This window comes from Mycetocola sp. (assembly GCF_025464835.1).
Lineage (GTDB): Bacteria > Actinomycetota > Actinomycetes > Actinomycetales > Microbacteriaceae > Mycetocola_A.
Map to the genome: position 1 here is coordinate 1 of NZ_JAODMP010000097.1, position 26,405 is coordinate 26,405.

Below are 26,405 nucleotides of genomic sequence, written 5' to 3' on the forward strand. Positions count from 1 at the left end.
GCGACGGCGACGCTGACTGCTCTCGGTTCCCATGCTTGCGGACGGAATCGGGGCGGCGCTTGTTCGGCGGTGTGGACACATGGCGTCCCAGCGATCTCAGCAAGGCGGACCATCGAGATCGCCGAGACCACCACGTCGTTCGTCGTCACCTCCGTGTGCACCGGCCACAGGGAGGGGTCCACGGGATCGGGGAGCGACGCCCGAAGCGTCGGCATGATCGCAGTCAAAGTCACGACGACCAGCCTCACGCGCCGTCTCCTCGGCGGGAGGCGTCCTCATGGTTTCCAGACGCCGAACGGCGGAGTCCTCACCGTCCGCTCACGATGACCAGCCGATCGAGGCCGCCGCTCCCGGACCGGGCCCGCTCGTTCGGGGAGCGGAGCGGAGCGGGTCGGAGCCGGGCGGGGCGGGTCGGGTCGGGATGGGACGCGCCGCGGCGCCCCGAGGTGCTTCTCAGTGGGCCCTGCCGGGATCGAACCGACGACATCCACGGTGTAAACGTGGCGCTCTACCAGCTGAGCTAAAGGCCCTTCCTGCCCGAAGGCAGCAGTTCATATTACACGGGTTCAGACCGGCTGGCGCTGCAGCTCATCGAGCGCGGCCCGGTACGCGGCAAGCGGACGAACCTCACCCGGTGCTGTGATGAAACTGGCTCGGATGATGCCGTCGGTGTCGATGAGGAACGTGGCACGGTTCGCGAACCCGGTCTCGGGGAGGAACACGCCGTACTCCTTGCTCACCTGGCCGTGCGGCCAGAAATCGGCCAGAAGCGTGAAGTCGTAGCCCTCCTGCTCTGCCCACGCGCGGAGGGTGAACTTGGAATCCACCGAGATTCCGATCAGCTCGACGTCGGCGTCCTTGAAGAGGGCGAGGTTGTCGCGCAACTCACAAAGTTCGCTCGTGCACCGTCCAGAGAAGGCGAGCGGGAAGAAGACGAGGGCCACAGCGCGCTTGCCGTGGAAACTTCCGAGCTGAATGAGCTCGCCGAACTGGTTCTGGAGCGCGAAGTCGGGAGCTCGGGTGTCGTTCTCCAGGGCCATGGGACTCGTCCTTTCAGGCGGGTTGCCTGCATACGGGGGGCGCCGGGATCGGCGCATCGGGCAAATCCACATGCTAGACCTCCGGCCCGTGCGTTCCAAGGCAAACGGCTGGGATGTCGCCTATCGCCCGATCGAGTCGCTAGGCTGAGGGGTGGTGCCAGCACGGTTCGAACCCGACCAGACTGACAATTTGCACCGTGAGAATCAGGCACGATCTGCCCATACAGAAAGGTCGACGGTGACTGTAAACGACCAGGACCCCTACTCGGTGAACAACTTCGACAAAGACCCCGAAGAGACCGCCGAGTGGCAGGAGTCACTCGATCAGCTCGTCGCAACACACGGTCACGGCCGCGCCCGCGAGATCATGCTGAGCCTGCTCAAGCGCTCGCGTGAGCTCCACCTCGGCGTGCCGATGGTCCCGACCACCGACTACATCAACACGATCGCGCCGGAGAACGAACCCGAATTCCCCGGCGACGAAGACATCGAACGGCGCTACCGTGCCTGGATCCGCTGGAATGCCGCGGTCACCGTGCACCGTGGTCAGCGTCCTGGGATCGGTGTCGGCGGGCACATCTCGACCTACGCTTCCTCCGCTGCTCTCTACGAAGTCGGTTTCAACCACTTCTTCCGCGGCCAGGACCACCCAGGCGGCGGCGACCAGATCTTCATTCAGGGCCATGCCTCCCCAGGCACCTATGCCCGCGCGTTCCTCGAGGGCCGGTTGTCGACCGACCAGCTGGACGGGTTCCGCCAGGAGAAGTCACACGGAGCGAACGGCATCTCGTCGTACCCGCACCCGCGGCTCATGCCGGAGTTCTGGCAGTTCCCGACCGTGTCGATGGGCCTTGGCCCGATCAATGCGATCTATCAGGCACAACTCAACCGGTACCTGACCAACCGTGGTATCAAGGACGCCAGCGACCAGCAGGTCTGGGCGTTCCTCGGCGACGGCGAGATGGACGAGGTCGAGAGCCGCGGACAGCTGCAGGTCGCAGCCAACGAAGGACTCGACAACCTCAACTTCATCATCAACTGCAACCTGCAACGGCTGGACGGGCCGGTCCGCGGCAATGGCAAGATCATCCAGGAGCTTGAAAGCTTCTTCCGTGGTGCCGGCTGGAACGTCATCAAGGTCGTCTGGGGCCGCGAGTGGGATGACCTGCTCGCCAAGGACGACAGCGGTGCTCTCCTCAACCTGATGAACGTCACTCCTGACGGTGACTACCAGACGTACAAGGCTGAGAGCGGCGCATTCGTGCGGGAGCACTTCTTCGGCCGGGACGAGCGCGCCCTGAAACTCGTCGAGAACTACACAGACGAGCAAATCTGGAACCTCAAGCGCGGCGGACACGACTATCGCAAGGTCTACGCGGCGTTCAAGGCCGCGTCCGAGCACAAGGGCCAGCCCACGGTCATCCTCGCGAAGACGGTCAAGGGCTACGGTCTGGGTCCGTCGTTCGAGGGACGCAACGCGACCCACCAGATGAAGAAGATGACGCTCGACAACCTGAAGACGTTCCGTGACGAGATGCGCATCCCGTTCACCGACGCTCAGCTCGAAGAGAACCCGTACCTGCCGCCGTACTACCACCCTGGCGACTCGGATGAGGCAATTCAGTACCTCCACGAACGCCGCAAGGCTCTCGGCGGCTACGTACCGGAGCGCCGTTCGAAGTACACCCAGTTGAACCTGCCGGACGCGTCGACGTATGCGATCGCGAAGAAGGGCTCGGGCACCCAGGAGATCGCCACCACCATGGCGTTCGTCCGGTTGCTCAAGGACCTCATCCGGTCCAAGGACTTCGGCAACCGCATCGTGCCGATCATCCCCGACGAGGCCCGCACGTTCGGCATCGACGCGTTCTTCCCGACCGCGAAGATCTACAACCCCAACGGGCAGCACTACACCTCCGTCGACCGTGAACTGTTGCTCGCGTACAAGGAAAGCCCGCAGGGCCAGATCCTGCACGTCGGCATCAACGAGGCCGGCGGGGCTGCTGCGTTCACTAACATCGGAACGTCATATTCGACCCAGGGTGAACCGCTCATCCCGATCTACGTCTTCTACTCGATGTTCGGGTACCAGCGCACCGGCGATGCCTTCTGGGCAGCCGGCGACCAGATGACGCGCGGCTTCATCATCGGCGCCACCGCTGGTCGCACGACCCTCACCGGTGAAGGTTTGCAGCACGCCGACGGCCACTCGGCGCTGCTCGCGTCGACGAACCCGGCAACGGTCACGTACGACCCGGCGTACGGCTACGAGATCGGGCACATCATGCGCACCGGCCTCGAGCGCATGTATGGCGGCGAGCACGAAGACCCCAACGTGATGTACTACATCACCGTCTACAACGAGCCGATCGTGCAGCCGGCTGAGCCCGAGAACCTCGACGTCGACGGGCTGGTCCACGGCATTTACAAGCTCAAGGATTCACAGGCGTCCGGCCCGAAGGCGCAGTTGCTCGCCTCCGGTGTGGCAGTCCCGTGGGCTCTCGAAGCGCAGGAACTCCTCGAGAAGGACTGGGGCGTGTCCGCCGATGTCTGGTCGGTCACCTCATGGACCGAGCTGCGCCGCGAGGGCATCAAGGCCGAGGAACACAACTTCCTCAACCCGGATGCCGAGAAGAAGGTTCCGTACGTCACGGCGAAGCTGCAGGAGGCGAACGGTCCGTTCGTTGCCGTCTCAGACTTCATGCATGCTGTGCCAGACCAGATCCGGCAGTTCGTGCCTGGCGACTTCGCGACGCTCGGCGCCGACGGTTTCGGCTTCTCGGACACCCGTGCAGCAGCACGGCGGTTCTTCAAGATCGACGGGCCGTCCATGGTGGTCCGTGCGCTCGAGATGCTCGCCGATCGTGGCGAGATCGACCGTTCGGTGCCCACGCAGGCGATCGACAAGTACAAGCTGCACGACGTCAACGCGGGGACCACCGGCAACGCCGGTGGTGAGAGCTAGAACATCAGCTCCGCGCTCGTGCCACGTTCGAAGAGTGATACCCTCGCCTGGCTGCGCAGGCTTTCGGGCGAACTCGCTACGACAACACTGAAGAAGCTCGAAGACACGCTGCCCTGGTACGCAGAAATGCCACCAGGGCGGCGGTCGGCGGTCGGCCTGGTCGCCCAGGCCGGCATCGCTTCGTTCATCGCCTGGTTCGACGATCCCAAATCGACGCCATGGATCGCAGCGGATGTCTTCGGAGCTGCGCCGCGCGAACTCCTGCGTTCGGTGAGCCTGCAGCAGACGCTCCAGCTCATCCGGGTCACCGTCGAGGTCGTCGAAGCACGATTGAAGGACGGGGGCGCTGAGGATCTTCGTGAGGGCATCCTCCTGTACTCGCGGGAGATCGCCTTCGCAGCTGCCGACGTCTACGCACGCGCCGCGGAAGCCCGCGGTCTGTGGGACGCACGCCTCGAAGCACTCGTCGTCGACTCGATCCTGTCGGGTGAGGCAGACGACGAGCTGCCGAGCCGGATCGCCGCCCTCGGCTGGCACGGCCACGGTGAGGTGGCTGTCCTGGTCGGAACCACACCGCCGCAGCTCGACGTCGACCAACTGCGCCGTACGGCCAGGCATATGGCCGCAGACGTGCTGATCGGCGTGCAAGGTGGTCGTCTCGTGCTGGTGATCGGTCGCGCGGAGACCTCGCACGGCGTCGACGACGAGGAAATCGGCACTGCGGCCTCCCTGAGCTTCGTGGAGATCGCCACCCAGCTCGAACCCGGCTTCGGTTCCGGGTATCTCGTGCTCGGCCACGCGGTCCCGACGCTCGTCGAAGCATCCAAGAGCGCCCGCGCGGCTCTCGCCGGCTTCGCCGTCGCCCGCGCCTGGCGTCACGCCCCCCGCCCGGTGCAGGCCGATGATCTCCTGCCCGAGCGGGCACTCGCCGGCGATGCCCTCGCCCGCACGACCCTCATCGAACGGATCTACCGCCCGTTGCAGGCGCACTCCACAGAATTGGTCACAACGCTGTGGTGCTACCTCGACAATGGACGGTCCCTCGAGGCGACCGCCCGTGAGTTGTTCGTGCACCCCAACACGGTGCGTTACCGGCTCAAACGGGTGTCGGATGTGATCGGCTGGGACGCGACCGGCGCTCGAGAAGCGCTGATTCTGCAGTCCGCGCTCATCCTCGGCTCCATCGCCGAACCGGATCCCGTCAAGCGGCGTCGCTGACGTGCACCCCGCGTGCCCTGTGTGACATGCACAAGGGAACCTGCCATTCTTGTGTGATGATCCACACCCGCATCGCAACCGTGATTGGCAGACTTGTAGCGTGATTGTTCTCGTATGCCCAGGCCAGGGCTCCCAGACGCCCGGTTTCCTTTCTCCGTGGCTTGATGACCCGGCCAACCGGAGGTTGCTTGAGCAGTACTCGGAGGTCGCCGGTCTGGACCTCGTCGCCCATGGCACGACGTCGGACGCCGACACCATCCGTGACACCAGGGTTGCCCAGCCTCTCATCGTCGCCGCCGGTCTGCTCGCCCTTCGGGCTCTGACGGCCCACGCAGACCTGCCCGCAGCCACGGCCATTGCTGGTCACTCGGTCGGGGAGATCACCGCCGCGGTCGGCGCTGGGATCTTCGATGAAATCACCGCCATGCGCTTCGTAGCGGCCCGCGCAACCGCGATGGCCGCCGCTGCGGCTGCAGTTCCGACCGGCATGAGTGCCGTTCTCGGCGGCGATGAGGATGCGCTCCTCGCCCGGCTCGAGGAACTCGGACTTCAGCCGGCCAACTTCAACGGCGGTGGGCAGATCGTCGTCGCCGGAACTCTCGATGCTCTCGCCGAGCTCAGCGCCGCTCCGCCCGCCGGGGCGCGGGTACTCCCCCTCCAGGTCGCCGGGGCGTTCCACACCCGATATATGGAAGCCGCGCGCACCACGCTTGCCTCGACCGCCGAATCGGTGCAGGCATCCGACCCGGTTCGCATTCTCTGGACCAACGCGGACGGCACGGTTGTCGGCTCCGGCTCCCGGTTCGTCGAGCTTCTCGTCGGACAGGTCGCTTCCCCCGTCCGCTGGGATCTGACGATGGCCGGAATGCAGTCCGTCGGCGTCACCGGCATCATCGAACTCGCGCCGGCCGGCGCCCTCACCGGACTGGCACGCCGCGGTCTCAAGGGCGTCCCGGCGGTCGGCATCAAAACGCCTGACGACATCCCGGCCGCCGTCGAGCTGCTCGCAGCGTGACCGACGACCGTATTCGCCCTACTTCCACGCCAAACGAGAGAGACGCATTGACAACACCTATTCTGCGGCAGTCCCAGGGGCCGGCCTTCACCCGCATCCTCGGGTTCGGAGCAGCACGCGGCGACATCTCCGTCCCCAACGACGACCTCGTCGGGCCGATCGACTCATCCGACGAGTGGATCCGCCAGCGCACCGGAATCATCACCCGCACGCGTGCCAGCCAGGACCTTCTCGCTGTGGACCTGGCGACGGATGCCGCTAAGGAGGCGATTGCGGTGTCAGGGGTGGACCCTGCCCTCATCGACGCCGTCATCATCGCGACGATCAGCAACATCCAGCAGACCCCGTCCATGGCTGCTGTCGTGGCCGACCGGGTCGGGTCGAACCCGGCGGCCGCCTATGACGTGAACGCCGCCTGTGCCGGCTATCCGTACGCGATCGCCCAGGCCGACGCGCTGATCCGTTCCGGAGCCGCCACCTATGCGCTGGTCATCGGGGCGGAGAAACTCTCCGACATCGTCGATCCGACCGACCGGTCCATCTCCTTCCTTCTCGGGGACGGCGCCGGCGCTTGCGTGGTCGGGCCAAGCGAATACCCCGGTATCGCGCCCACCGTCTGGGGTTCCGACGGCTCCAAAGCCGGAGCAGTCGCTATGAACGCAACCCTCCAGGAGTATCGTCGCGGCGAAGCCGAATGGCCGACGCTCCGCCAGGAGGGACAGACAGTGTTCCGCTGGGCAGTGTGGGACATGGCGAAGGTAGCCAAGCAGGCCCTCGAGGCCGCCGGCATCACGGCGGATCAGCTCGCCGCCTTCATCCCCCACCAGGCGAACATGCGCATCATCGACGAATTCGCGAAGCAGCTGCAGCTGCCCGCGACCGTCGTCATCGCCCGCGACATCGAAACAACAGGCAACACGTCCGCCGCATCCATTCCGCTGGCCGCACATCGCCTGCTGCAGGAACACCCGGAACTCAGCGGTGGCCTTGCCCTCCAGATCGGCTTCGGCGCCGGGCTCGTGTTTGCGGCTCAGGTCGTCGTCCTGCCCTAAGAATTACCCGCTCGGCGCGCGAATCTCGTGCTGCCCACCCCAATAGACTGTTTCACGGTCAATCGATACTCAAGGAGAAAACACCATGGCACTGTCCACCGAAGAAGTCCTCGCCGGTCTGGCTGAACTCGTCAACGACGAGACAGGCATCGCCGCAGACACCGTCGAGCTCGACAAGTCCTTCACGGATGACCTCGACATCGACTCGATCTCGATGATGACGATCGTCGTCAACGCTGAAGAGAAGTTCGACGTCAAGATCCCCGACGAAGAGGTCAAGAACCTCAAGACGGTCGGCGACGCCGTCGACTTCATCGTCAAGGCGCAGGCCTAACCCGTTTCAGCGACGTGCGGGAGACCGGATCGAGCACTGCCCGGTCTCGTCTCCCGCCCTCGCGGACGTGCCATTCCCCTTTGAATCGCTGACCAGCACCAGGAGAGTTCCACGCATGACCAAGAAAATCGTCGTCACCGGTATCGGTGCCAGTTCGCCCCTGGGCGGAACCGCCGTGGAATCCTGGAAGGCACTGCTCGCAGGGGAATCAGGCATCCGGTCCCTCGAACACGACTGGGTCGCTGAACACAACCTTCCGGTGACCTTCGCCGGTGAAGCCAAAGTACGCCCGTCCGAGGTCCTCGAGCGCCAGGAGGTCAAGCGTCTGGACCCATCCAGCCAGTTCGCGCTGGTCTCTGCCCGCGAAGCATGGGCGGATGCCGGGTCCCCCGATGTCGACCCGCTCCGTGTCGGCGTCGACTACTCCACCGGCATCGGTGGTCTCTGGACGCTGCTCGACGCCTGGGACACCCTCAAGGAGAAGGGCCCGCGCCGGGTCCTCCCGATGACGATCCCGATGCTGATGCCCAACGCCGCCTCAGCTGCGATCAGCATGTCCATCCCCTCACGCGCATATTCCCGCACCGATGTCTCCGCGTGCGCCTCGAGCACCGAAGCGATCGCGAACGCCTACGAACACCTGCAGGCCGGCCTAGCCGACGTGGTCATCGCCGGCGGCACGGAGTCTGTCGTCCACCCGCTGCCCATCGCTGCGTTCTCGGCCATGCAGGCGTTGTCGCGTCGGAACGATTCCCCGGAATCGGCATCCCGGCCATACGATGTGTCCCGTGACGGCTTCGTGCTCGGCGAAGGTGCCGCGTCGATCGTGCTGGAGACGGAAGAGCACGCCCTGGCCCGCGGCGCCCGCATCTACGCGGAACTGGCCGGCGGTGCGGTGACGAGCGACTCGTACCACATCACCGCTCCGGACCCGGAGGGGTCAGCCGCAGCGCGGGCCATGCTCGGAGCTGTCGAGCAAGCCGGTGCAAGCCTGACCGATGTGCTGCACGTCAATGCCCACGCCACGAGCACCCCGGTCGGCGACATCGCCGAGTACAACGCGCTCCTGCGGGTGTTCGGCGACCACCTGCCCAACATCGCGGTGTCGGCGACGAAGGCTGCCACCGGTCATCTCCTCGGAGGCACGGGTGCCCTCGAAGCGATCTTCACGATCCTGGCGCTGCACGAGCGCACCGCTCCCCCGACGATCAACCTCGACGTGCAGGATCCGGCGATTCCCCTCGACGTCGTCACCGCCCCCCGGGACCTGGGCTCAGGGGACCTGCTCGCGCTCAGCAACTCCTTCGGGTTCGGCGGGCACAACGCCGTCGTCGCCTTCCGGAGTTACTGAGCTGAAGAACAGAACCCCCGGCGGAGAATCCGTCGGGGGTTCTTCTGTATCCAGGACCCCACGGTTTCAGCCGCGAACCGACCGGGAAGTCACCAACCGGAGCGCGTGGGGCCACGCGTGTGATCCTGGTGTTCTGCTGTGCCTGAGTTCAGCCCACCTTGTGGAGCCAGACGACGGATGAATCGTCGGAGGCGTGCCTGAACGGTTCGAGTTCGTCGTCCCAGGCCTGGCCGAGAGCGATCCGCAGTTCGCGGTGGAGCTCGTCCGCGTTGTTGCCCGCCACCTCCATGGCGTAACGGACCCGGTCCTCCGGAACGACGACATTGCCGGCGGTGTCGGTCTGGGCGAAGAAAATGCCCAGGTCGGGTGTGTGCAACCAACGGCCGCCATCCGAGCCGGGAGTCGGATCCTCGGTCACTTCGAACCGGAGGTGCTCCCAGCCGCGCAGGGCCGAGGCGAGAGCAGCTCCCATCCCCTGGTAGCCCTCCCAGTAGAACTCGGCCCGCTGGGATCCTTTGAGCACCGGCTGGTCCTCCCAGTCGAAATTCACGGCGCGTCCGAGAGCACGCCCCGCTGCCCATTCAACGTGCGGGCAGAGCGCGCGCGGAGAGGAGTGAATAAGAATCACCCCTCGTGCGACTGATGCCACCATGTTCTCCTCCATCTCCTGTGGTACGTCTTCCCCAACGACCATGGAGATGCTCGAGTGCTGCAGCATCGTATGAAATTGTCGGCGCTAAGGCCGTTGCGATCATTATGCCCCAGTCAGCGGCCACATCACAACGGCGAAATCACAGCGTTGTGGTCAGTCGCCGGGACCGACTGCTGAGCTATACCCGGTAGACTTCAAACCCGCGACGATTCACGGAGGTGCCATGGCGGTCAAAGACGGCATCCTCGCGATCCTCTCCCTCGGTCCCGGATACGGCCTGGCGCTCAGGGACGAGCTCGTCATCCGGGCGCCCCATCGTGCCGGCCTCAACGTCGGGCAGGTCTACAGCACTCTGGACCGCCTCGGCAGGGCCGGTCTCATCTCGTCGGGCACGACGACCGATGACAACCTGCCGCTGTACGCGCTCACATCCACCGGATCAGAGGCGGTAAATCAGTGGCTCGACGTTCCGACCGCCCCTGACCCGCGTACCTGGGCTGATCTGCTCGATCAGGTTCTCATCGGCGCGAGCCTGCCCGATGCGGACTGGCCCACGCTTCTCGACCGGCATGAGTTCGCCTGGCGCTCCTTCCTCACGACGCCCGCCGAGGACGGCGCTCTGCGCTCCGCCGTCACCGCCTCCGCTTCCCGGCTCTGGGCAGAGGCGGCACTGGCGTGGCTCGCTGAGACGCGAGCGGCGTTCACCGTCACCGATCCCGGCCTTCCGCTACGCGGCATCCGTCCGCAGCGAGGGCGGCGGCCGCAACCGGCGCCGCCGTCGATGGCTTGAGCTACACGGGCAACGGCGATACGCTGCCCGGCATGCGTGAGATTTTCACCCTGGGTCATTCGACGCACCCGATCGAAGAGTTCGCCGCGTTGCTGGGAGCCCACGGAGTAAGCGTGGTCGTCGACATCCGGACCATTCCGCGTTCCCGCCACAATCCGCAGTTCGGTGAGGAAGAACTCAAAGTCAGCCTGCCGGAATTCGGCATCGGTTACCGTCGGCTCGAGGCGCTCGGGGGTCTTCGCCGCACCACGGCCGACTCGGTCAACACCGGCTGGAAGAACACCTCGTTCCGCGGGTATGCCGACTACATGCAGACCGGCGCCTTCCAGGATGGCATCGATGAACTGCTGCGTCTCGCCGACGGGCAAACGGTCGCGATCATGTGTGCGGAGGCTGTCCCATGGCGCTGTCACCGTTCGCTAGTCGGTGATGCGTTGCTGGTGCGTGGCGCATCGGTGACCGACATCTACAGCGTCTCGTCGGCGAAGCCGCATACGCTGACCCGATTCGCGCACGTGGACGGAACCACCATCACGTACCCGCCGATCCCGGAACCGGTGTAGTCGATGCCCGCGCGCGGAGGAGCCCGCCAGGTGGTCGAGGTCGACGGCAGGAGAATCACCGTCACCAACCTCGACAAGGTCATGTACCCGGCAACCGGGACCACGAAGGCCGACGTTCTCCGGTATTACGCGGAGATCGCCGATGTGATGGTTCCATACACGGCGAACCGGCCGGCCACGCGAAAACGGTGGGTCCACGGAGTCGGAACGGCGGAGCACCCAGGCGACGTCTTCTATCAGAAGAACCTCGATGAATCCGCACCCGGTTGGCTGGCGAGGCGGTCGATCGAGCACAGTGGCGGGCCGAACGAGTATCCGCTCGTGAACGACCGGGCGACACTCGTCTGGCTTGCGCAGATGTCCGCACTCGAGATCCACGTGCCGCAATGGCGATTCGAACGCACCGGCAGCCGCCGCAAACCGGACCGGCTCGTGCTGGACCTCGACCCGGGCGATGGAGTGGGGCTCGTCGAGTGCGCAGAGGTCGCCCGGCTGGCCCGCGAGATCCTGACCGACATGGGGCTGGAGCCGCTCCCTGTCACGAGCGGGAGCAAGGGCATCCACCTGTACGCGCCGCTCGACGGCCGGTGGACGTCGGACCAGGTTTCGCCCGTCGCCCACGAGCTGGCCCGCGCCCTCGAGGCGGACCATAAAGACCTCATCGTCAGCGACATGAAGAAGTCGCTGCGAACCGGCAAGGTGCTCGTCGACTGGAGCCAGAACAACCAGGCGAAGACCACGATAGCGCCGTACTCGCTGCGCGGCAGGCTGACGCCGATGGTGGCCGCTCCACGCACCTGGCAGGAACTTGCCTCCCCGTCGCTGCAGCAGCTCGGCTTCGAGGAGGTGCTCGCCCGCGTGGCGGAGCAGGGCGACATCCTCTCCCCGCTGCTGGCCTCACGCGATGCGGGGCTCGAGCCGACGCCGAGCCACCTGGCGAGCTTCGAGGCGACCCCCGCCTCACGGGACCGCCTTGCCAAGTACCGCAGCATGCGCGACGGATCGAAGACGCCTGAGCCGGTTCCGGATGCGGTCGCGCCGCTGTCGAGCGGCAACGCCTTCGTGATCCAGGAGCACCATGCCAGGCGGCTGCACTACGACTTCCGTCTGGAACACGAGGGGGTGCTGGTGTCCTGGGCGGTTCCCAAAGGTCCACCGCTGGATGGCGCCGAAAACCACCTCGCCGTACAGACGGAGGATCATCCGCTCGAGTACGGCACGTTCGAAGGAACCATCCCGAAGGGCGAATACGGCGCGGGAGAAGTCACCGTCTGGGACTCCGGCAGCTTCGAACTGGAGAAGTGGCGCGAGGGCAAGGAAGTCATCGCAACGCTGACGGGTCAGCCGGGCGGAGGCCTCGGCGGGGTGCCCCGGACGTACGCTCTGATTCACACGAGCCGGCCAGGCGCCGAGAACAACTGGCTAATCCACCTCATGGACGGCACGGCGAAGAAGTCGGGATCGAAACGGCGCCGAGCCCCGGTGACATCACTTCCGTCCTTCGCCGCTGCAGAGACAATCCCGATCTCCCGGCCGCTGCGCTCCCCCATGCTCGCGACCAACGGCACAGTCGCCGACCTTGACGCCGATGAAGACTGGGCGCTCGAGATGAAATGGGACGGATACCGTGCCGTCGCCTACCTCGACGGCGATGATGTGTGGCTGATCAGCCGGAATGGAAAGGATCTCACGACGACCTTCCCGGAGCTGGTGAAGCCGCTCAGGGAGGCGGTGAAGCCGAAGTCTGCGGTGCTGGATGGCGAGATCGTCGCGCTTGACCGGAAAGGCCGCCCGAACTTCGGATTCCTCCAGTCCCGCGCGGGGCTGACCGAGGAGGAGTCCGCTGCCCGCTCGGCAAGCATTGAACTGATGCTCTTCGACCTGCTCGAACTGGACGGACACGACATCACGGCGGACGACTACGACGTCCGCCGCGCGGCCCTGTCCGCGAGCGTGACGGGGGCCGGGCCGGTGCATGTTCCGGAGGAGTTCGATGGCGACATCGAGGCGGCCCTCGCGTCGAGCACGTCCCGCGGCCTCGAGGGCGTCATCGCGAAGGTGCGGGATAGCCGGTACACGGAGGGACGGCGGTCTCGCGCGTGGATCAAGCTCAAGCATCAGCGAACCCAGGAAGTGGTGGTGGTCGGCTGGCGCCCGGGAACCGGTTCCGCAGCCGGTGGTATCGGTTCGCTGGTCCTCGGAATCCCGGATGCCGACGGCATCCGTTACGCGGGCCGCGTCGGCACGGGTTTCTCCGACGCGGAGCGCCGTGCGATGCTCGCCCGTTTGCGGAAGATGTCGCGGAAGTCTCCCCCGGTGCACGACGCCCCGCGCGATGAACTGCTGCACGCGCAGTGGGTCGAGCCGGAGCTCGTCGGAGAAGTGACCTTCATGGAGTGGACGAGCGCGGGGTCGCTTCGCCATTCGTCGTGGCGTGGCTGGCGCCCCGACAAGGCACCGGCGGATGTGCGGATCGAGTGAGGACATCCAGCGGCGGACGTACCCTTGAAACATGCCCAGTTCTCGGTCCAACGCACAACCGGCGTGTGGGGTTCTCGTTGACGGTTGCCGGCCGTGCAGCGAAACGGTCGATGCCGATGCGCCACTCAACCTGTGCCCCAGCCACCTCCAGCTGGCCCACGACTGGGTAGTTGGAGCGAGCGGGGTCACCGACATCCTGCCGACACCCTGCCTGGCCTGCGGCTCCCGCCTCGGAGTCCGTTACCCGTCCGGCTGGCTGTGCGCTGTCTGTGAGTGGAGGGTGGGCGACATCCCGGATGGCGGAACCGTCGAACCCCGCGTCGACGTGGTCTACTACCTCCGATTCGGGGATCGGATCAAGATCGGGACGTCGGTGAATCCCCGCCAGCGTTTCGCTGGCATCCGCCACGATGAACTGCTGGCCTTTGAGCGAGGGAACCGGCTGACCGAGCAGAGACGCCATGCCCAATTCGCCGCTCATCGTCTCGACCGCAGTGAGTGGTTCGCCGCTCACAACGAAATCCTCTCGCACATCGAGGGTCTTCGGGCAGGCGTCGACGACCCGTGGGCGCAGTACGCGCTGTGGCGCAGCCAGCAGGCGGCGCTGCACGGCTGAGCGGGACTGTCCGTAGCGCTGGTGGCGGATGGACAGGGCCAGGGCGAGGTCCCGTTGACATCCCCAGCACCATGAAGTTCTGCTTCTCGCGCACCCCCAGACATCGTCGGTCGTCAGTTCGGCCATGATGTCTTCACAGGTGCTCGCGATCGACCTCAAGTACGGCCCCTGGCCCCGCTGGGGAAACTACCGTCAGCGGTGTGGTGAGACGATAGGGGCGCTGAAACCCGCGAGCATGTCGAGGACCGCTTCGGTGAGAGCATCGTGGATGGTGGAAGCCCAGACACAGTTTCGATGTTCGCGCAGCAGCCAGTCCATGGCGTCGCTCTCGGTCATGCCTACGTCGTCCCAGTTGATGCCGGGGTTCGCGAATGTTGCCGGCAGCTCTGTCTCCGGTGACATCATCACTGCACCGAGGTGAATCGGGTCGTCGGAACCGGGTGACGCCCACAGCAGCTCCGCGTCGCCGTCCCGCTCTTCGTCATGCAGGTGCCACGCGTCTCCCGTGCCGGTCCAGATCTGTGGTTCCGCTTCGCCAGGAGCGGCGACCCTGAACACCAGGAAGTCCTTCTTCGTGAATGTCGCCCACTCGTCCGGGTCGAAGCCCGCCGACGACAACGGCGCGGACGTCGCACCGGCCTCGAAGAGGTCGATAGCGTCGAAGATGTCTTCGTCGATCAATTCCAAGCAGGAGTGGACCTTTCCGGCGAACTCCTCCATCCACAGCAGCAACGCCTTGGTCGTCTTCTCGTCCCACGGCGAGCCATCCAACGGTGGTCCGTCATGACCGCCGACGTGCAGGTGCCAGGCGAGGTCGTCATCGGTGGTCTCCACGTGCATCGCTATGTCCCCGATCTCGATGAACGCGAGCGACACGTCCTCCTCCTCGATCCACCGGGCGTGAAGCCTCGGCCTCGGCAGTGACTCCGGGTACCGCCGCGCAAGCTTCGGCACGTCGGGGATCAGCAGCTCCGCCTCGAGGATGTCTGCGTCGTGTTCGGATGCCATGTGGTTCCCTTTCCGGCATCAATCTTCGCAGCATTGGCACATGCTCGCAGACACCGAAGGTCCTGGTGGTGGCATCCCGTATATTCACCATGCCAGGCGCTCGATCGCCAGGCGCTGAGGCTGTCACGTGATGAGGACCGCAGCCTGGATTCCCTCGATCGTGACGACGTGATGACGCTCACGACCGACGACATCGTTGAGGCCGCGCGCGCCCGCGGTGAGGCTCCGGCGCCGGACCCTGAACCGTCACGATGGTGGCGCCGGCTGACCTACCAGCCGCCAGCCCCCGCTCGACAACGGGGGCTGTCGGGGTTGCTGGAGAGGCTCAGGCGGCGGCAGCTCGCTGCCCGCTCGGCCGGCTGGTGGGCCGGCCAGGGTCGCGCGTCCTAGAGGGCTCCACCTGTGTCGCGGTTCTGATTGAGCAGCGGATCCTCTTGAAGCGTCACGCCCGCTTCCGCGGATGATGCCCCAGGAAGGGTCGGGTCGGGCAGCGCGTCATCGGCAGGCGTCAGTGTGACGTCGGCGTCGACATCCGTTGTGTGCTCGCGGTTCTTCTTGGTCGCGGCGACACCAGCGGCGGCTGCTGCAGCAGCAATTCCGACACCCGCAGCGACCTTGCCCGAGATTCCCGCCTTGCCACTGTCGCCACGTGAATCGGCGGCCGTCTCAATGCCAGGCTCGTCGGAGGTGGTGCCGGTTTCCACCGATCCGCGCCACGCGCCTGTGGCGTAGCCCTCAGATTCGATGAAGGTCTTGAACCGCTCGAGGTCACCCTCTGCCTGGTTCTCGACGACGTTGAGCTTGTCGCCGATCTTCTCAACCAGACCCTCCGGCTCGTATTCGAGGACGAGGTGCACCTGAGTTTGTCCGCCTCCGACGTCCTCGAAGGTCACCGACCCTGCGTTCGTCGCTCCCTCTGTCGCAGCCCACGACACCTTCTTGTCTGGCACCTGTTCGAGGATCTTCGCGTTCCACTGCCGACGGACACCGGCGATCTCCGCGACCCACTTCAAGTTCTCATTGTCGAGTTGCGTGACGGACTTGATTCCGCTCATGAAGTGAGGGAACTCCTCGAACTGGGTCCACTGGTTGTACGCGATGCTGAGCGGGACGTTAACGAGGATGCTTTTTTCAACCTTCGTGCTCATGGCGTCTCCTTCTGTAGGGGTGGTCGTGCGCGGACGCGCACCCATTTGCCACTGTAAGCAAGCAGCGTGAAGACCGGATACCCCCTTGCATTCGCCGACCAAAAGCTGAAGAGGACATCCGTCCCACCGAGGCGTCGCAACAGCGCGCGCATCGAGCAGGATTGCAGCTACGTGCAGGACCTGCTCAACGGCGTTGATTCGAACGACCCGCGGGTCGTTCCACCGGCCGCGTTGGATTGGCTGCCCGACGTGCACCGGTGGCAACTCCAGCGGCACGCCCAACGAGATTAGACCGTGCCGACCCAAGAGCGCAGATCGAGCCGCTGGGGTCTCGTGGCCGCACCAACCGGTATACGCTGTGGATGTTGCCGACCAAAGGATCCGCCGTGTCACACCACAACGATCACTCCTCCAAGGAACACATTCCGGGCCGGGATGAGCCCATCATCCCCGAGCTCGAGGTTGACGAGACCATCGCACCGCGTCCGGAGGAAGAGATCGCCGACGCCGTGCGCGCAGAACCAGACGTCTCGGACCACAGCCGGCATTCCGACTGACGGAACCGCCCGCGTGGAGTGCCCGGGCCGGTACTAAGACGCGCACCCTGCCCGATCGGTTGTCGCTTCCTCGGTCGTGCGGTCTCGCCGACCCGTTCGGAAAGTCCAGAATCTCGCAGGCTCTGGCATGACCCCTTTCTCGGAGTGAGCTTCAGGCGCACTCTGTCGGGGATCCTCCTGAGCAAGATCGTTCTGCACCGTCTTCTCGGCATCCTCATGCCGCGAGTAGCACATCGCCAGCCTCCTTGCGAGTGGAAGTTCGTCAATCGTCCGCCCGTTGGGCTGATTAGTCGACCCTTCCGCAGCCGATTTCACGAGGCTAGTGGCCGCTCCGGTGCCGGGAACTCCTCATGGGTCGACCGAAAGCCCGCGGGTCTACCTTCACCCCCGCAGATGCACCTCGCCCCATCGCGTCCACTCCGTCTGATCAACCGAATCGATCTGCACCATTCATTTCCCGTTAAGGGGCAGGATCAGCGCGACGTTCCGCCGATCGGTCGCCGGCGACTGCGACCCGCACGTCACCGTCGTGCCCGCCTTTCTCCTTGCCGGACGGGAGCACCTTCAGCAGCGGGTGCAGGATGGCCATGACGACGAGGCCCCAGGCGAGACCGAGGACGGCTGAGCACAGGGTGTTCACCAGCCACACCAGGAAGCCGCCCACCACAGGGACCTCAGCGAAAGGTGTCTCGAGCACATGAACCAGGTCATACGGCAGGTGCCAACCGAGGTCATATGCGCCCTGCAGCATGATGTGTCCACCGACCCAGAGCATTGCGATCGTCCCGATGACGGTGATGGCGGTCAGCACCGCGGGCATCCCCTTGACGAGCAGCTTGCCGAAGCGCTGCGAGCCCGCGGAGTCCTTGGTGGTCAGGTGCAGCCCGATGTCGTCCATCTTGACGATGAGTCCGACAGCGCCGTACACGAGTATCGTGATCGCGAACGCAACGACGACCAAGATGATCGCGCGCGCCCACAGGGACTCATCGGCCACTTCGTTCATCGAGATCACCATGATCTCGCAGGACAGGATGAAGTCGGTGGTGATGGCGCCCTTCGTCACCTTGGCTTCGGCCTCGGGGCCCCGTTCAACCGCCGGCGCCTTCTCCCCCTCCGAGGAGTGGCCGCGGAGTTTGTGCCAGACCTTCTCGGCACCCTCGTAGCAGAGGTAGGTTCCGCCCAGCATCAGGATGAATGGGATGACCCACGGGATGAAGGCGCTGATGAGCAGCAGCGCGGGCAGGATGATCAGAAGTTTGTTTCTGAGTGACCCCCAGAAAATCCGCTTGATCATCGGCAGTTCGCGAGACGGGTCCGCCCCGGAAACGTATTGCGGGGTGACGGCGGCATCGTCGATCACCACGCCGGCGGCCTTGACCCCCGCCCGGGCAGCTCCTGCAGCGACGTCGTCCACCGACGCGGCCGCTATACGGGCCAGGGCTGCGACGTCGTCCAGCAGAGCGACGAGACCGCCGCTCACAGATCGCCCCCGTACTGCTCGAGGTTGGACGGCTGAGTGCGAATGCCTCGCGTAATTGGCATACTCGCATTATATGGTGGCGGGCCAGCCCGTCGACGGAGTGGCGGGCGTCAGCTAGCTCCGCGGAATGAGCCGCAACTCGCCCGGGAGATGCCTTCCTGATATCGATGGCGTCTCGTCGCTGCGAACCATAGCTTCTCGGCTACCTTCACTGTCCAGAGCCCCATCCCGGATCAGCGGCAAGCGCTACGCGTCCGTCGCCGATCTCGACCGACAAAGGCAGCGCATCGTTGCTCGGAACGATTCTCCTGACGGGAACTGCTTGGTCACAGTCGAAGACGACGGCCCCTGCGTGAGTGCGTCTCATTCGCTGAGCGTAGCCAGTAAGTACGGCTACTGTCATCAGACCCAAACGGGGACGCGCCGGGTGTGAGTCCCGCCCTAAGCCCCTGCTACCGGATAGTGGAGGATAGCTCCATGTCAGAGCGATTTGAGTGGGTCCCGGATGTCACCCGAGGCGAGTGGCTGCGACCGATGGAGGCTGAGCCGTTCACCAGCATTCTGTCGGTTGTGCCTCGCGGCTTCGAGGCGTACGCGCGCGTGTTTCATCCCGTGGAGCGGGACCGCCCGCGTGATACCAACACCTGGCACGGCGTCGATGTCACGACGCACTTCGACGGAGTCGATGACATCCGGGCATCGCTTGAGACACAACGCGTCACGTGGGCGGAAGTCGCGGCATCCTTCGGTACCACCAGGCACGGTGAGGCGCAGTTCGCTCGACTCGCGCGGCGGGAGTATGGAAATGTCAACGGCACTGTCGACGCAGAAGGCTGGCGGTACAGCGACGCCCCCGAGGGCTGTTTGGACTCCGCGTCGCTTGCCGCAGCGGCCGCCGTTCTCGCCCGCCACACAACAACTCCGGATGCTGGCATCGCGGCGATCTGGGAAGGATGGGGCGACCGGATGGCCGCCGGTCCTCGACTCGATCTGCTCGGAGACACCGGGCGGCACTACATCCTCTTCGAGGCGGGCGCGAATGACTTCGCAGACGCTGCTTGGCCTGACCGTGCACCCTGGGTCGATGAGGACGTGGGGGCGCAGTCACCCAGCATCCTGTGGCCTGACGATCACTCGTGGGTGCTCGCCAGCGAGATCGACTTCGACTCGACGCTCGTGGCAGGAACAGCGGCGCTCATCCGCGAACTTGTGCTGACGCCGAGTCTCGAGGTACTGCCGATTCACATCGGTGCCGATCTGACCTGGGACGGCGACGGTCTCAACCGCAACTACTGACGTCACCACTCGCGATGATTCCACGGAGTTCCAGACCCCGACGTGTCAATCTGTTCCCTCTTCGGCGGACACTTTCGGCGTATCCAGGTCTAGGAGCGCCGTCGACACCATGAACGACGAGGAGGGTGATCGCTACCATGCAGCTTCCCGTATCGCTCAACACGACGTCGGGGGTTTCATTCTCCGTCGGGCGAGCGAGGATGACCTCGTGGGCTCGTAAGCCTGCTGTCCGACGATCCGATCAGCGCCACAAAGGGACACACAATCGACAAAGCCGATCCTCCCTCATACCGCTCTGCTCTCAGGGAACTGTTCGGCGACCGCTCCAACGATCGGCATCGTGAACGTGGTGATAGAAAACCCCTGCGTTCGTGCACGGACAAATCAGTTCACGGCGGTTACTCACGTGGGCCGGTATCGCATGGCGACCGCCCCCGAGCGGAACTCATGGCGTTCCACGAGCTCGAGCTGGATGCGCTCGTGTAGACCGGCGAGCAATGTCGGGCCGTGTCCGGCCAGGACCGGCTGCACTAGGAACTCGTACTCGTCGATCAGTCCCAGATCTGCCAACGCCAGGGGAAGCGTCACGCCACCGACCCAGAGACCCTCGCCTGAGTCCTGCTTGAGCCGCTGAACCGCGTGCGCCAAGTCGCCTTGCAACAGCTCAGCATTCCAATCGACCCCGCTCAGCGTGCTCGAGACGACGTACTTCTTCGCCCGGTCGATGGTCTCAGCGAACGGGATCTCCCATTCATCCATCCAGTCTGGCCACGAGCCGGTGGCCGACCTCCGCCACGCCGAGCGCATCATCTCGTAGGTCACCCGGCCGAACAGCAGGGCGTCGGCTCGCTCCATCTCAGCGGTCCAGAAACGCATCGACTCCTCGTCCGGAGGAAGCCCTGCCTCGTGATGACAGCAGCCGTCGAGCGTGACGTTGATCGAGTATCGAAGTGGTCTCATCGGGTTCCTCCCTTGATCCACACACGGAGCGTTTCACCGGGATCGTACTCCGACTGGGTTGGTTCTGAGATCTACCTCGGGAATGAGCGCCCGAACACGGCAGACCACCGCGATGCGTCCGTGCCCTAGCCCAGCCGGATATGACGTGCGTGCTCGAGACAGGAGCCGAGGGGCTTTCGCTTCGAGCGCCGCCACGCTATCTCGCCGGAAGACGTCAGCCTCCCGGGTGTCAGGACCCTCTGGCGAATTCCTCGGCCGACCTGGACTCGAACTCATAGGAAACGTAGGTCTCCTCGCCCACCACCCACGCGTCATGTCCCGGTGGGATCAGGAACGCATCCCCTGCGCCTGCCTCACTCTCAGCGCCGTCGCTGTACGCGATATGAATGCGTCCGGCCAAGACCACACCGACGTGCCGCAGCTGGCAGGTGTCGGTGCCTACCAGAGGCTTTACAGCCTCGGACCAACGCCAACCAGGCTCGAACGTGTAGCGGCCGACCGTCGCGCCCTCGAACCTGACTAGGTCTACTTTCGTCTTCGGAGGTGTTCGTTGCTCGTCCGGCGAATCGAACGAGCGAGCTTCTGCTCCTGGCATGACTGCTTTCCCTTCCTCTATGTCCATCTTCTGGACCGGATCCTGCTGGGACGGCCCCAGCTGCTCATGAACTTCAACTGATCGAAGAAGAGGCCGTGACCGATGGCCACGCCACCCTCGACCACCGCGATGTCGCAGTCTTTCGGCCTGACCTGTCGTCGGCTCCTCGGCTCCCCGAGCCGCACCCGCACCGGTCCCGTGTCGGCTCCGGAGGACTGGCCAATATCGATAGCAGTGGCCTCATCGTCGTGCTTCGCCACATGCCCCTGCTGAGAACAGCCGCTGGAAACCGGACCACAACCTCACCCGCCTCACGCATCAGACTTGTTACGCGACACTTATACGGGACGGAGATCGGTGCGGAGAACCCGCTGACCGTCGCGGGCACACGCCGCGTCAAGATAAGTAATACGCCCGTACAACCCAGACGTCAATGGCGTGACGCTCGCTCACATCCGCCGGCTCGCCGATGAGATTCGAGAAGCTGACACCGCGCCAGCGTTCTCGCACCCGCCGCCGTCTGGTCTGTTCCAGAGGTCGGGGAACCCGCCGCAGATGCGTTCCTTGCGGCCGAGCCGATAGCGGGTGAATAGCCTCCGGAAGGGTGGTTCGCAATGCCCGAGTTCATGGATGTACATACGACGATGCAAGGGGTCACTCCGGTCATAGGCTGAGGGCAACGGCCAGGAGCGGCAGCGAGCAAGGCGTAACGGCTCGTGACCGAACGGGAACCCTCAGCGGAACGCCTAGTCCGCAGGTGGGCGCTCGATGAGCCCCTTCGCGATGGTCGAGATATGGGCCAGCACTGTCTTTACGTTGATTCGCTCTAGCGTTTCCGGTCGGGCGAGGCAGTCGATGTATCGGCCGAGCTCGGGGCGGGACAGCGGTCGCAGGATCAGTTCCGGGTGGTGGCGCAGATCGGTCGTGAACCTCGGCATCAGCGCGATGCAGCCACTTGCGGCGACCACAGCGGCGGCGACGGAGAACTCGTTGATGCGATGCAAGACCCGTGCCTCGTTGCCGCCGATCCCCGCGATTACGGTGATGGCTTGCTCAAGCGGGAAGCCTTCCTGCACGGTTACCCATGTCTCGCCGTGCAGGTCTGCGGGTTCGATTGAGGATTTGGATGCCAACTGGTGGTCCCGGCGCATGGCGATGTCGAGAGGCTCGAACAGGACTGGTTCGGCGCTCACTGTCGCTGGCCACGGTGGGCTGCCGACGAGTCTGTGTGCGAGCACCAGATCGTGATCTGCGGTGAGGGCTGGGAAGCTGTGTTGAGCCACATCGAAATCGGTCAATCTGACGTCCGGCTGACGTGGATCGTCCAGCGCGGTGATCAGAGGACCGAAGATTGCTAGCCCGGCGCTATGGAAAGCTGCCACAGACACGGCACCTGATCGGTCGCTTTGGAAGCCCGCGACTGCCTGTTCGGCACGTTGAAGTGCCACTTCGACCTCGATCGCCGCGGCGGCTAGTGCTCGCCCGGCGTCGGTGAGGGCCGTTCGTCGTCCGTCCTTGAAAGTCAACGGTGCCAGGGAGTGGCGTTGTAATGCGCTGATCTGCTGTGACACAGACGAGGGTGTGACGTGCAGAGCCGCAGCTACCGCAGCGAGACTGCCCCGGTCCGCTAATTCTCTCAGCGCCCGCAGTTGACCAAGTTCCATGAGTTGAAACTAAACCATTGGCGATGAAACTACTCTCTTGTGGGGTGGTTCGGCAGCCCAGAGGATGAACAGGTGACTTCCCCCCTTACCGCGTCCCGTGTTGACCTGATTCTGCTTTTGGTCGCGGCCTCGTGGGGATCGACCTACCTCGTAGCTAAGGAATTGGTCTCCCCGAACTCCGTGGTCGCGCTCCTGGCACTGCGCATGCTGCTCGCGGCGGTCATCATGGCTGCAATAGTGGCCGCTCGGCGCAACCGAGTGACGAAAGCGGAAGTACGTGTCGGCGTAATACTCGGCATCCTTCTGGGCGGCGTGTTCGCTTTCGAGACTTTCGGGATAGCCCACACGTCGGCCACGAACGCCGGCCTCATCATCAGCCTGACGATCGTGTTCACTCCCATTCTTGATGCCGTGGTGTCCAAGCGGCGCCTACCACGCCGGTTTTTCCTCGCCGCCGGGATCGCCGTGGCCGGGGTCGCGCTTCTTACCGGCAACGGCGCATCTCACCCGCTGACGCTCGGGGATCTGCTCATTCTCGTGGCCGCCGTCCTTCGGGCCGTCCATGTCACGTCGATGCATAAGCTGTCTAGCGGCGAGCCGATGGACTCGCTTCACCTCACGTCGGTTCAACTGGTCACATGTGCGGCACTCTTCTGGGCGACGTCTCTGTTCTATGGAGAGTCGGTCCCGCACTTTGCGGAACAGCTCGACCCCGACCGTGGAGCGCTCTTGCTCTACCTCGTCCTTGCGTGCACCGTTTTCGCCTTCTTTGTGCAGACCTGGGCCGTCCGGCGAACATCGCCCTCGAGAGTGAGCCTTCTTCTAGGGACCGAGCCGATCTGGGCCGCACTCGTCGGAATCGCCATCGCTCAAGACGCGATAGCACCTCTGGGGTACTTCGGGATCGCCCTCATCCTCGCCGGAACAGCCTGGGGCCGTTCCGTCGAACAGCGCCACCGCCTTGCCGTCCGCCCGGCCGCGCCTGAACGGCCGGCAGCGGTGTCGGACAGCCGTCATGCCTCATCCTTTGCCACCTCCTGTATCGTCGCGGCCACGTGTGGGGATGCCCGACGGGATGAGGGTCGGACGGGTTAGGCGCGCCCGCACCGCGATACCCGCGCAGAGTATCACCGCGATCCCCCCGAGGATTGTCGACCAGAGCAGTTCCTCGCGCAGCAGCAGGGCTGCCCACATGATGCTGAGGACCGGTTGGATGAGTTGCACTTGGCTGACCTGTGCCATCGGCCCGATCGCGAGGCCGCGATACCAGGCGAAGAAGCCGAGGAACATGCTCACCGCGGCAAGGTAGGCGAATGCGGCCCACTGGATCGGGGTGCCGGTCGGCGGTTGTTGCACGGAGGCGATGACGGTGAGGATCACCATCAGCGGTGCCGCGATCACGAGCGCCCAGGACACGGTCTGCCAGGATCCGAGTTCGCGAGCAAGGAGACCGCCCTCTGCATACCCGATCGCTGCGGCGACGACGGCACCGAACAGCAAGAGGTCCGACAGTGCGAGCTGCGCGAATCCGCCGCCCTGCAAGGCAGCGAAGACAATCGCGGCAGCGGCACCGATCACCGCCATCATCCAGAAAGACGCCGGCGGTCGCTCCTTCGCCCGGATCACAGCCATCACCGCCGTCGCGGCGGGAAGGAGTGCAATGAGAACGGCGCCGCGGCTTGCGGGGGCCGTGGTGAGCGCGAAAGACGTCAGCAGGGGGAATCCGACAACCACTCCACCGGCGACGACCGCTAAGCGCACCCACTGGATTCCGCGCGGGCGCGGCTGCTTGAACAGTGCAAGGGCCGCGGCTGCCAGAGCGGCGGCGATCACGGCGCGGCCCGACCCGATGAACAGGGGCGACATCCCACCGACCGCGACTCGAGTGAAAGGCACGGTGAATGAGAACGCCAGAATCCCCACGAAACCCCAGGCCAGGCCCAGACGAGATGGCGATATCACGGGCCGCATTTGAAGAGTAGCGCTACTGTTGGGACTCATGAACAACGATAGCAGTTCGAGGATCACTGCAACTCTTCGGGACTGGATCGCGTCCGCTCCGCCCGGAGCGAAGCTGCCCTCAACCCGGGAGCTCGTCGCGACCCACGGCGCAAGTCCGGTGACCGTGCAGAAAGCGCTGCGAGCTTTAACGTCAGAGGGGCTCATCGAGAGCCGACCGGGCGTAGGCACCTTCGTTCGGGCGATTCGTACGGCCCGGCCGCTCGATTACGGCTGGCAGACAGCTGCGCTCGGATCACCGTTGAACCGGATCCCGTCATCCTCAACCACCATGCGCAGCACCCCACACGGCGCCATCGCCCTCCATTCCGGCTACCCAGACCGTGAGCTGTTGCCGGAACGGCTCATCCGCGCCGCCTTGGGCCGGGCCGCCCGTAGTGATGCCGCTCTCTCACGCTCCCCGGCCTCCGGGCTTCCCGAGCTTCAGTCCTGGTTCGCTTCCGAACTCGCCGCAGCGGTCCCCGTCGGGGTCACCCCGCCGACCGCGAGCGACGTCATCGTCCTCCCCGGAAGCCAAAGCGGGCTCAGCTCGATATTCCGCGCCCTGGTCACCGCGGGCCAGCCGCTTCTCATGGAATCACCCAGCTACTGGGGCGCAATCACCGCGGCAGCCCAAGCCGGCGTTCGCGTCATTCCCATCCCCTCCGGCCCGATCGGTCCGGACCCCACCGAGTTGGCACGGGCGTTCGAGGAGACCGGAGCCCGCGCGTTCTATGCCCAACCGAACTATGCCAACCCCACCGGCGCGCAATGGCCCCGCGAGACCGCGCTTCGCATCCTCGAAGTCGTCCAATCGAACGGTGCCTTCCTGATTGAAGACGACTGGGCCCACGACTTCGGAATCACCTCGACTTCTACCCCGGTGGCCGCGCACGACGACGCCGGTCACGTCGTCTATATTCGCTCTCTCACCAAAAGTGTGTCGCCCGCCATCAGGATCGCCGCGATCATCGCCCGTGGACCGGCACGCGAACGCATCCTCGCCGATCGGGGAGCCGCGTCAATGTACGTCAGCGGCATCCTCCAAGCGGCAGCCCTCGACATCATCACCCAACCCGGATGGCACAGCCACCTCCGAGGGCTCCGCCAGCAGCTCCGCTCCCGCCGAGATCTTCTCATCGACAGCATGGGTGAGCACGCAGCGCTCGCTCACCTCACCGCCATCCCGCCTGGCGGCCTGAACCTCTGGCTCCGACTCCCCGATACCACCGACCTTCCCACGCTGGTCCGCCAGTGCGAGGACCAGAACGTCCTCATCGCGTCCGGAATCGAGTGGTTCCCCGCCGAACCGGCGGGGCCGTTCATCCGTCTCAACTACGCCGGCGCGAACCCAGGAGCGTTCCCTGACGCCGCCCGTGTCATCGGCCGCGCCCTCGAGCGAGCGAGCTGAAAGGTCGCCCGCTTTCCCGTCCTCGATTGGACAAACCGTCCACCACAAAGCAAGCCCTCAAAGGACGATGAGTATGCCTGCGTGCCCCGATACCGCCGCTGTGTGGATCGCGTCGGACAGCGAAGAGAGGCGAGGGGCAGCGCATTGTTTGACCTGCGAGACTTCGGCACGCGCAGATCATCGTCTACAGACACAAGGCGGCCATCCG

Annotated in this window: 23 protein-coding genes, 1 tRNA gene and 2 pseudogenes; 15 read left to right on the forward strand and 11 right to left on the reverse strand. The window is 65.0% G+C overall.

All coding sequences use genetic code 11. From position 1 onward, the window contains the following. The 3 genes and pseudogenes from JWP90_RS12310 to JWP90_RS12320 all read right to left on the reverse strand — a co-directional run. Positions 1-233, reverse strand: a pseudogene (locus tag JWP90_RS12310) (hypothetical protein); the annotation flags it as partial. A gap of 224 nt (positions 234-457) precedes the next feature. Further along, positions 458-530: transfer RNA gene (locus tag JWP90_RS12315), tRNA-Val, on the reverse strand. Positions 531-566: 36 nt separating this feature from the next. Next, positions 567-1,040, reverse strand: coding sequence for a peroxiredoxin (locus JWP90_RS12320; RefSeq protein WP_297364644.1), 474 nt, complete (start codon positions 1,038-1,040; stop codon positions 567-569). A gap of 238 nt (positions 1,041-1,278) precedes the next feature. On the opposite strand from JWP90_RS12320, the gene aceE reads away from it, so the two are divergent. The 6 genes from aceE (at position 1,279) to JWP90_RS12350 (ending at position 8,975) form a co-directional block, all read left to right on the forward strand. Further along, the gene (aceE, locus tag JWP90_RS12325) at positions 1,279-4,005 is read left to right on the forward strand and encodes a pyruvate dehydrogenase (acetyl-transferring), homodimeric type (protein ID WP_297364647.1); all 2,727 of its coding nucleotides are present in this window, start codon (positions 1,279-1,281) and stop codon (positions 4,003-4,005) included. 18 nt (positions 4,006-4,023) lie between these two features. Then, a complete protein-coding gene (locus JWP90_RS12330; RefSeq protein ID WP_297364650.1) occupies positions 4,024-5,223 on the forward strand; it encodes a CdaR family transcriptional regulator in 1,200 nt (399 codons plus the stop codon). A gap of 100 nt (positions 5,224-5,323) precedes the next feature. Then, positions 5,324-6,238 (forward strand): ACP S-malonyltransferase, encoded by a 915-nt coding sequence (locus JWP90_RS12335; protein WP_297364653.1) that lies wholly within the window; start codon positions 5,324-5,326, stop codon positions 6,236-6,238. A 47-nt stretch (positions 6,239-6,285) separates the two neighbouring features. Next, on the forward strand, positions 6,286-7,290 hold the full coding sequence (locus JWP90_RS12340) for a beta-ketoacyl-ACP synthase III (protein WP_297364656.1): 1,005 nt from the start codon (positions 6,286-6,288) through the stop codon (positions 7,288-7,290). 85 nt (positions 7,291-7,375) lie between these two features. Then, a complete protein-coding gene (locus tag JWP90_RS12345; RefSeq protein ID WP_090711896.1) occupies positions 7,376-7,624 on the forward strand; it encodes an acyl carrier protein in 249 nt (82 codons plus the stop codon). Between the two features lie 115 nt (positions 7,625-7,739). After that, on the forward strand, positions 7,740-8,975 hold the full coding sequence (locus JWP90_RS12350; protein WP_297364663.1) for a beta-ketoacyl synthase: 1,236 nt from the start codon (positions 7,740-7,742) through the stop codon (positions 8,973-8,975). Between the two features lie 148 nt (positions 8,976-9,123). Here JWP90_RS12350 and JWP90_RS12355 read toward each other — a convergent pair whose 3' ends face one another. Next, positions 9,124-9,627, reverse strand: a complete 504-nt coding sequence (locus JWP90_RS12355) for a DUF3145 domain-containing protein (RefSeq protein WP_297364666.1) — start codon at positions 9,625-9,627, stop codon at positions 9,124-9,126. A gap of 223 nt (positions 9,628-9,850) precedes the next feature. Here JWP90_RS12355 and JWP90_RS12360 point away from each other — a divergent pair, with 223 nt between their 5' ends. Genes JWP90_RS12360 through JWP90_RS12375 form a run of 4 tightly spaced genes read left to right on the forward strand, consistent with a single transcriptional unit; the run spans position 9,851 to position 14,077 of the window. After that, the gene (locus JWP90_RS12360; protein ID WP_297364669.1) at positions 9,851-10,417 is read left to right on the forward strand and encodes a PadR family transcriptional regulator; all 567 of its coding nucleotides are present in this window, start codon (positions 9,851-9,853) and stop codon (positions 10,415-10,417) included. A 32-nt stretch (positions 10,418-10,449) separates the two neighbouring features. Beyond that, positions 10,450-10,980, forward strand: a complete 531-nt coding sequence (locus JWP90_RS12365) for a DUF488 family protein (protein WP_297364672.1) — start codon at positions 10,450-10,452, stop codon at positions 10,978-10,980. 3 nt (positions 10,981-10,983) lie between these two features. Continuing rightward, a complete protein-coding gene (locus JWP90_RS12370; protein WP_297364675.1) occupies positions 10,984-13,461 on the forward strand; it encodes an ATP-dependent DNA ligase in 2,478 nt (825 codons plus the stop codon). Between the two features lie 31 nt (positions 13,462-13,492). Further along, the gene (locus JWP90_RS12375; RefSeq protein WP_297364678.1) at positions 13,493-14,077 is read left to right on the forward strand and encodes a GIY-YIG nuclease family protein; all 585 of its coding nucleotides are present in this window, start codon (positions 13,493-13,495) and stop codon (positions 14,075-14,077) included. Between the two features lie 192 nt (positions 14,078-14,269). Here JWP90_RS12375 and JWP90_RS12380 read toward each other — a convergent pair whose 3' ends face one another. After that, positions 14,270-15,085 (reverse strand): hypothetical protein, encoded by an 816-nt coding sequence (locus JWP90_RS12380; protein ID WP_297364682.1) that lies wholly within the window; start codon positions 15,083-15,085, stop codon positions 14,270-14,272. Between the two features lie 93 nt (positions 15,086-15,178). Here JWP90_RS12380 and JWP90_RS12385 point away from each other — a divergent pair. Beyond that, positions 15,179-15,331, forward strand: a pseudogene (locus JWP90_RS12385) (AAA family ATPase); the annotation flags it as partial. Positions 15,332-15,471: 140 nt separating this feature from the next. On the opposite strand, the gene JWP90_RS12390 reads toward JWP90_RS12385, so the two are convergent. Then, positions 15,472-16,233 carry an SRPBCC family protein gene (locus JWP90_RS12390; protein ID WP_297364685.1) on the reverse strand — a complete coding sequence of 254 codons (762 nt, stop codon included), beginning with the start codon at positions 16,231-16,233 and terminating at the stop codon, positions 15,472-15,474. A 386-nt stretch (positions 16,234-16,619) separates the two neighbouring features. Between JWP90_RS12390 and JWP90_RS12395 the strand changes: the two genes are divergently transcribed. Beyond that, positions 16,620-16,790: a hypothetical protein gene (locus JWP90_RS12395; RefSeq protein ID WP_297364688.1), complete on the forward strand. Its 171-nt coding sequence runs from the start codon at positions 16,620-16,622 to the stop codon at positions 16,788-16,790. 460 nt (positions 16,791-17,250) lie between these two features. Here JWP90_RS12395 and JWP90_RS12400 read toward each other — a convergent pair whose 3' ends face one another. After that, a complete protein-coding gene (locus JWP90_RS12400; RefSeq protein WP_297364690.1) occupies positions 17,251-18,273 on the reverse strand; it encodes a DUF808 domain-containing protein in 1,023 nt (340 codons plus the stop codon). Positions 18,274-18,750: 477 nt separating this feature from the next. Here JWP90_RS12400 and JWP90_RS12405 point away from each other — a divergent pair, with 477 nt between their 5' ends. Continuing rightward, positions 18,751-19,569, forward strand: a complete 819-nt coding sequence (locus JWP90_RS12405; RefSeq protein ID WP_297364692.1) for a hypothetical protein — start codon at positions 18,751-18,753, stop codon at positions 19,567-19,569. Between the two features lie 402 nt (positions 19,570-19,971). Here JWP90_RS12405 and JWP90_RS12410 read toward each other — a convergent pair whose 3' ends face one another. The 3 genes from JWP90_RS12410 to JWP90_RS12420 all read right to left on the reverse strand — a co-directional run bounded on the left by JWP90_RS12410 (position 19,972) and on the right by JWP90_RS12420 (position 22,788). Beyond that, positions 19,972-20,529 carry a dihydrofolate reductase family protein gene (locus JWP90_RS12410; RefSeq protein ID WP_297364695.1) on the reverse strand — a complete coding sequence of 186 codons (558 nt, stop codon included), beginning with the start codon at positions 20,527-20,529 and terminating at the stop codon, positions 19,972-19,974. Between the two features lie 229 nt (positions 20,530-20,758). Further along, on the reverse strand, positions 20,759-21,151 hold the full coding sequence (locus JWP90_RS12415; protein WP_297364698.1) for a cupin domain-containing protein: 393 nt from the start codon (positions 21,149-21,151) through the stop codon (positions 20,759-20,761). Positions 21,152-21,870: 719 nt separating this feature from the next. Then, the gene (locus JWP90_RS12420) at positions 21,871-22,788 is read right to left on the reverse strand and encodes a LysR family transcriptional regulator (protein ID WP_297364701.1); all 918 of its coding nucleotides are present in this window, start codon (positions 22,786-22,788) and stop codon (positions 21,871-21,873) included. A gap of 72 nt (positions 22,789-22,860) precedes the next feature. On the opposite strand from JWP90_RS12420, the gene JWP90_RS12425 reads away from it, so the two are divergent. Beyond that, positions 22,861-23,883 carry a DMT family transporter gene (locus tag JWP90_RS12425; RefSeq protein ID WP_297364704.1) on the forward strand — a complete coding sequence of 341 codons (1,023 nt, stop codon included), beginning with the start codon at positions 22,861-22,863 and terminating at the stop codon, positions 23,881-23,883. Here the strand turns inward: JWP90_RS12425 and JWP90_RS12430 are convergent. Continuing rightward, positions 23,809-24,789: a DMT family transporter gene (locus JWP90_RS12430; RefSeq protein ID WP_297364707.1), complete on the reverse strand. Its 981-nt coding sequence runs from the start codon at positions 24,787-24,789 to the stop codon at positions 23,809-23,811. The genes JWP90_RS12425 and JWP90_RS12430 overlap by 75 nt on opposite strands. Between JWP90_RS12430 and JWP90_RS12435 the strand changes: the two genes are divergently transcribed. Further along, positions 24,788-26,197 (forward strand): PLP-dependent aminotransferase family protein, encoded by a 1,410-nt coding sequence (locus tag JWP90_RS12435; RefSeq protein ID WP_297364710.1) that lies wholly within the window; start codon positions 24,788-24,790, stop codon positions 26,195-26,197. The genes JWP90_RS12430 and JWP90_RS12435 overlap by 2 nt on opposite strands. Positions 26,198-26,405: the final 208 nt, after the last annotated feature.

Coding starts and splice junctions, on each gene's coding strand:
- JWP90_RS12320 (WP_297364644.1), bottom strand. CDS start 1,040: ATGGCCCTGGAGAACGACACCCGAGCTCCCGACTTCGCGCTCCAGAAC.
- JWP90_RS12345 (WP_090711896.1), top strand. CDS start 7,376: ATGGCACTGTCCACCGAAGAAGTCCTCGCCGGTCTGGCTGAACTCGTC.
- JWP90_RS12350 (WP_297364663.1), top strand. CDS start 7,740: ATGACCAAGAAAATCGTCGTCACCGGTATCGGTGCCAGTTCGCCCCTG.
- JWP90_RS12355 (WP_297364666.1), bottom strand. CDS start 9,627: ATGGTGGCATCAGTCGCACGAGGGGTGATTCTTATTCACTCCTCTCCG.
- JWP90_RS12360 (WP_297364669.1), top strand. CDS start 9,851: ATGGCGGTCAAAGACGGCATCCTCGCGATCCTCTCCCTCGGTCCCGGA.
- JWP90_RS12365 (WP_297364672.1), top strand. CDS start 10,450: ATGCGTGAGATTTTCACCCTGGGTCATTCGACGCACCCGATCGAAGAG.
- JWP90_RS12370 (WP_297364675.1), top strand. CDS start 10,984: ATGCCCGCGCGCGGAGGAGCCCGCCAGGTGGTCGAGGTCGACGGCAGG.
- JWP90_RS12375 (WP_297364678.1), top strand. CDS start 13,493: ATGCCCAGTTCTCGGTCCAACGCACAACCGGCGTGTGGGGTTCTCGTT.
- JWP90_RS12380 (WP_297364682.1), bottom strand. CDS start 15,085: ATGGCATCCGAACACGACGCAGACATCCTCGAGGCGGAGCTGCTGATC.
- JWP90_RS12390 (WP_297364685.1), bottom strand. CDS start 16,233: ATGAGCACGAAGGTTGAAAAAAGCATCCTCGTTAACGTCCCGCTCAGC.
- JWP90_RS12405 (WP_297364692.1), top strand. CDS start 18,751: ATGTCAGAGCGATTTGAGTGGGTCCCGGATGTCACCCGAGGCGAGTGG.
- JWP90_RS12410 (WP_297364695.1), bottom strand. CDS start 20,529: ATGAGACCACTTCGATACTCGATCAACGTCACGCTCGACGGCTGCTGT.
- JWP90_RS12415 (WP_297364698.1), bottom strand. CDS start 21,151: ATGGACATAGAGGAAGGGAAAGCAGTCATGCCAGGAGCAGAAGCTCGC.
- JWP90_RS12420 (WP_297364701.1), bottom strand. CDS start 22,788: ATGGAACTTGGTCAACTGCGGGCGCTGAGAGAATTAGCGGACCGGGGC.
- JWP90_RS12435 (WP_297364710.1), top strand. CDS start 24,788: ATGAACAACGATAGCAGTTCGAGGATCACTGCAACTCTTCGGGACTGG.
- JWP90_RS12430 (WP_297364707.1), bottom strand. CDS start 24,789: ATGAGTCCCAACAGTAGCGCTACTCTTCAAATGCGGCCCGTGATATCG.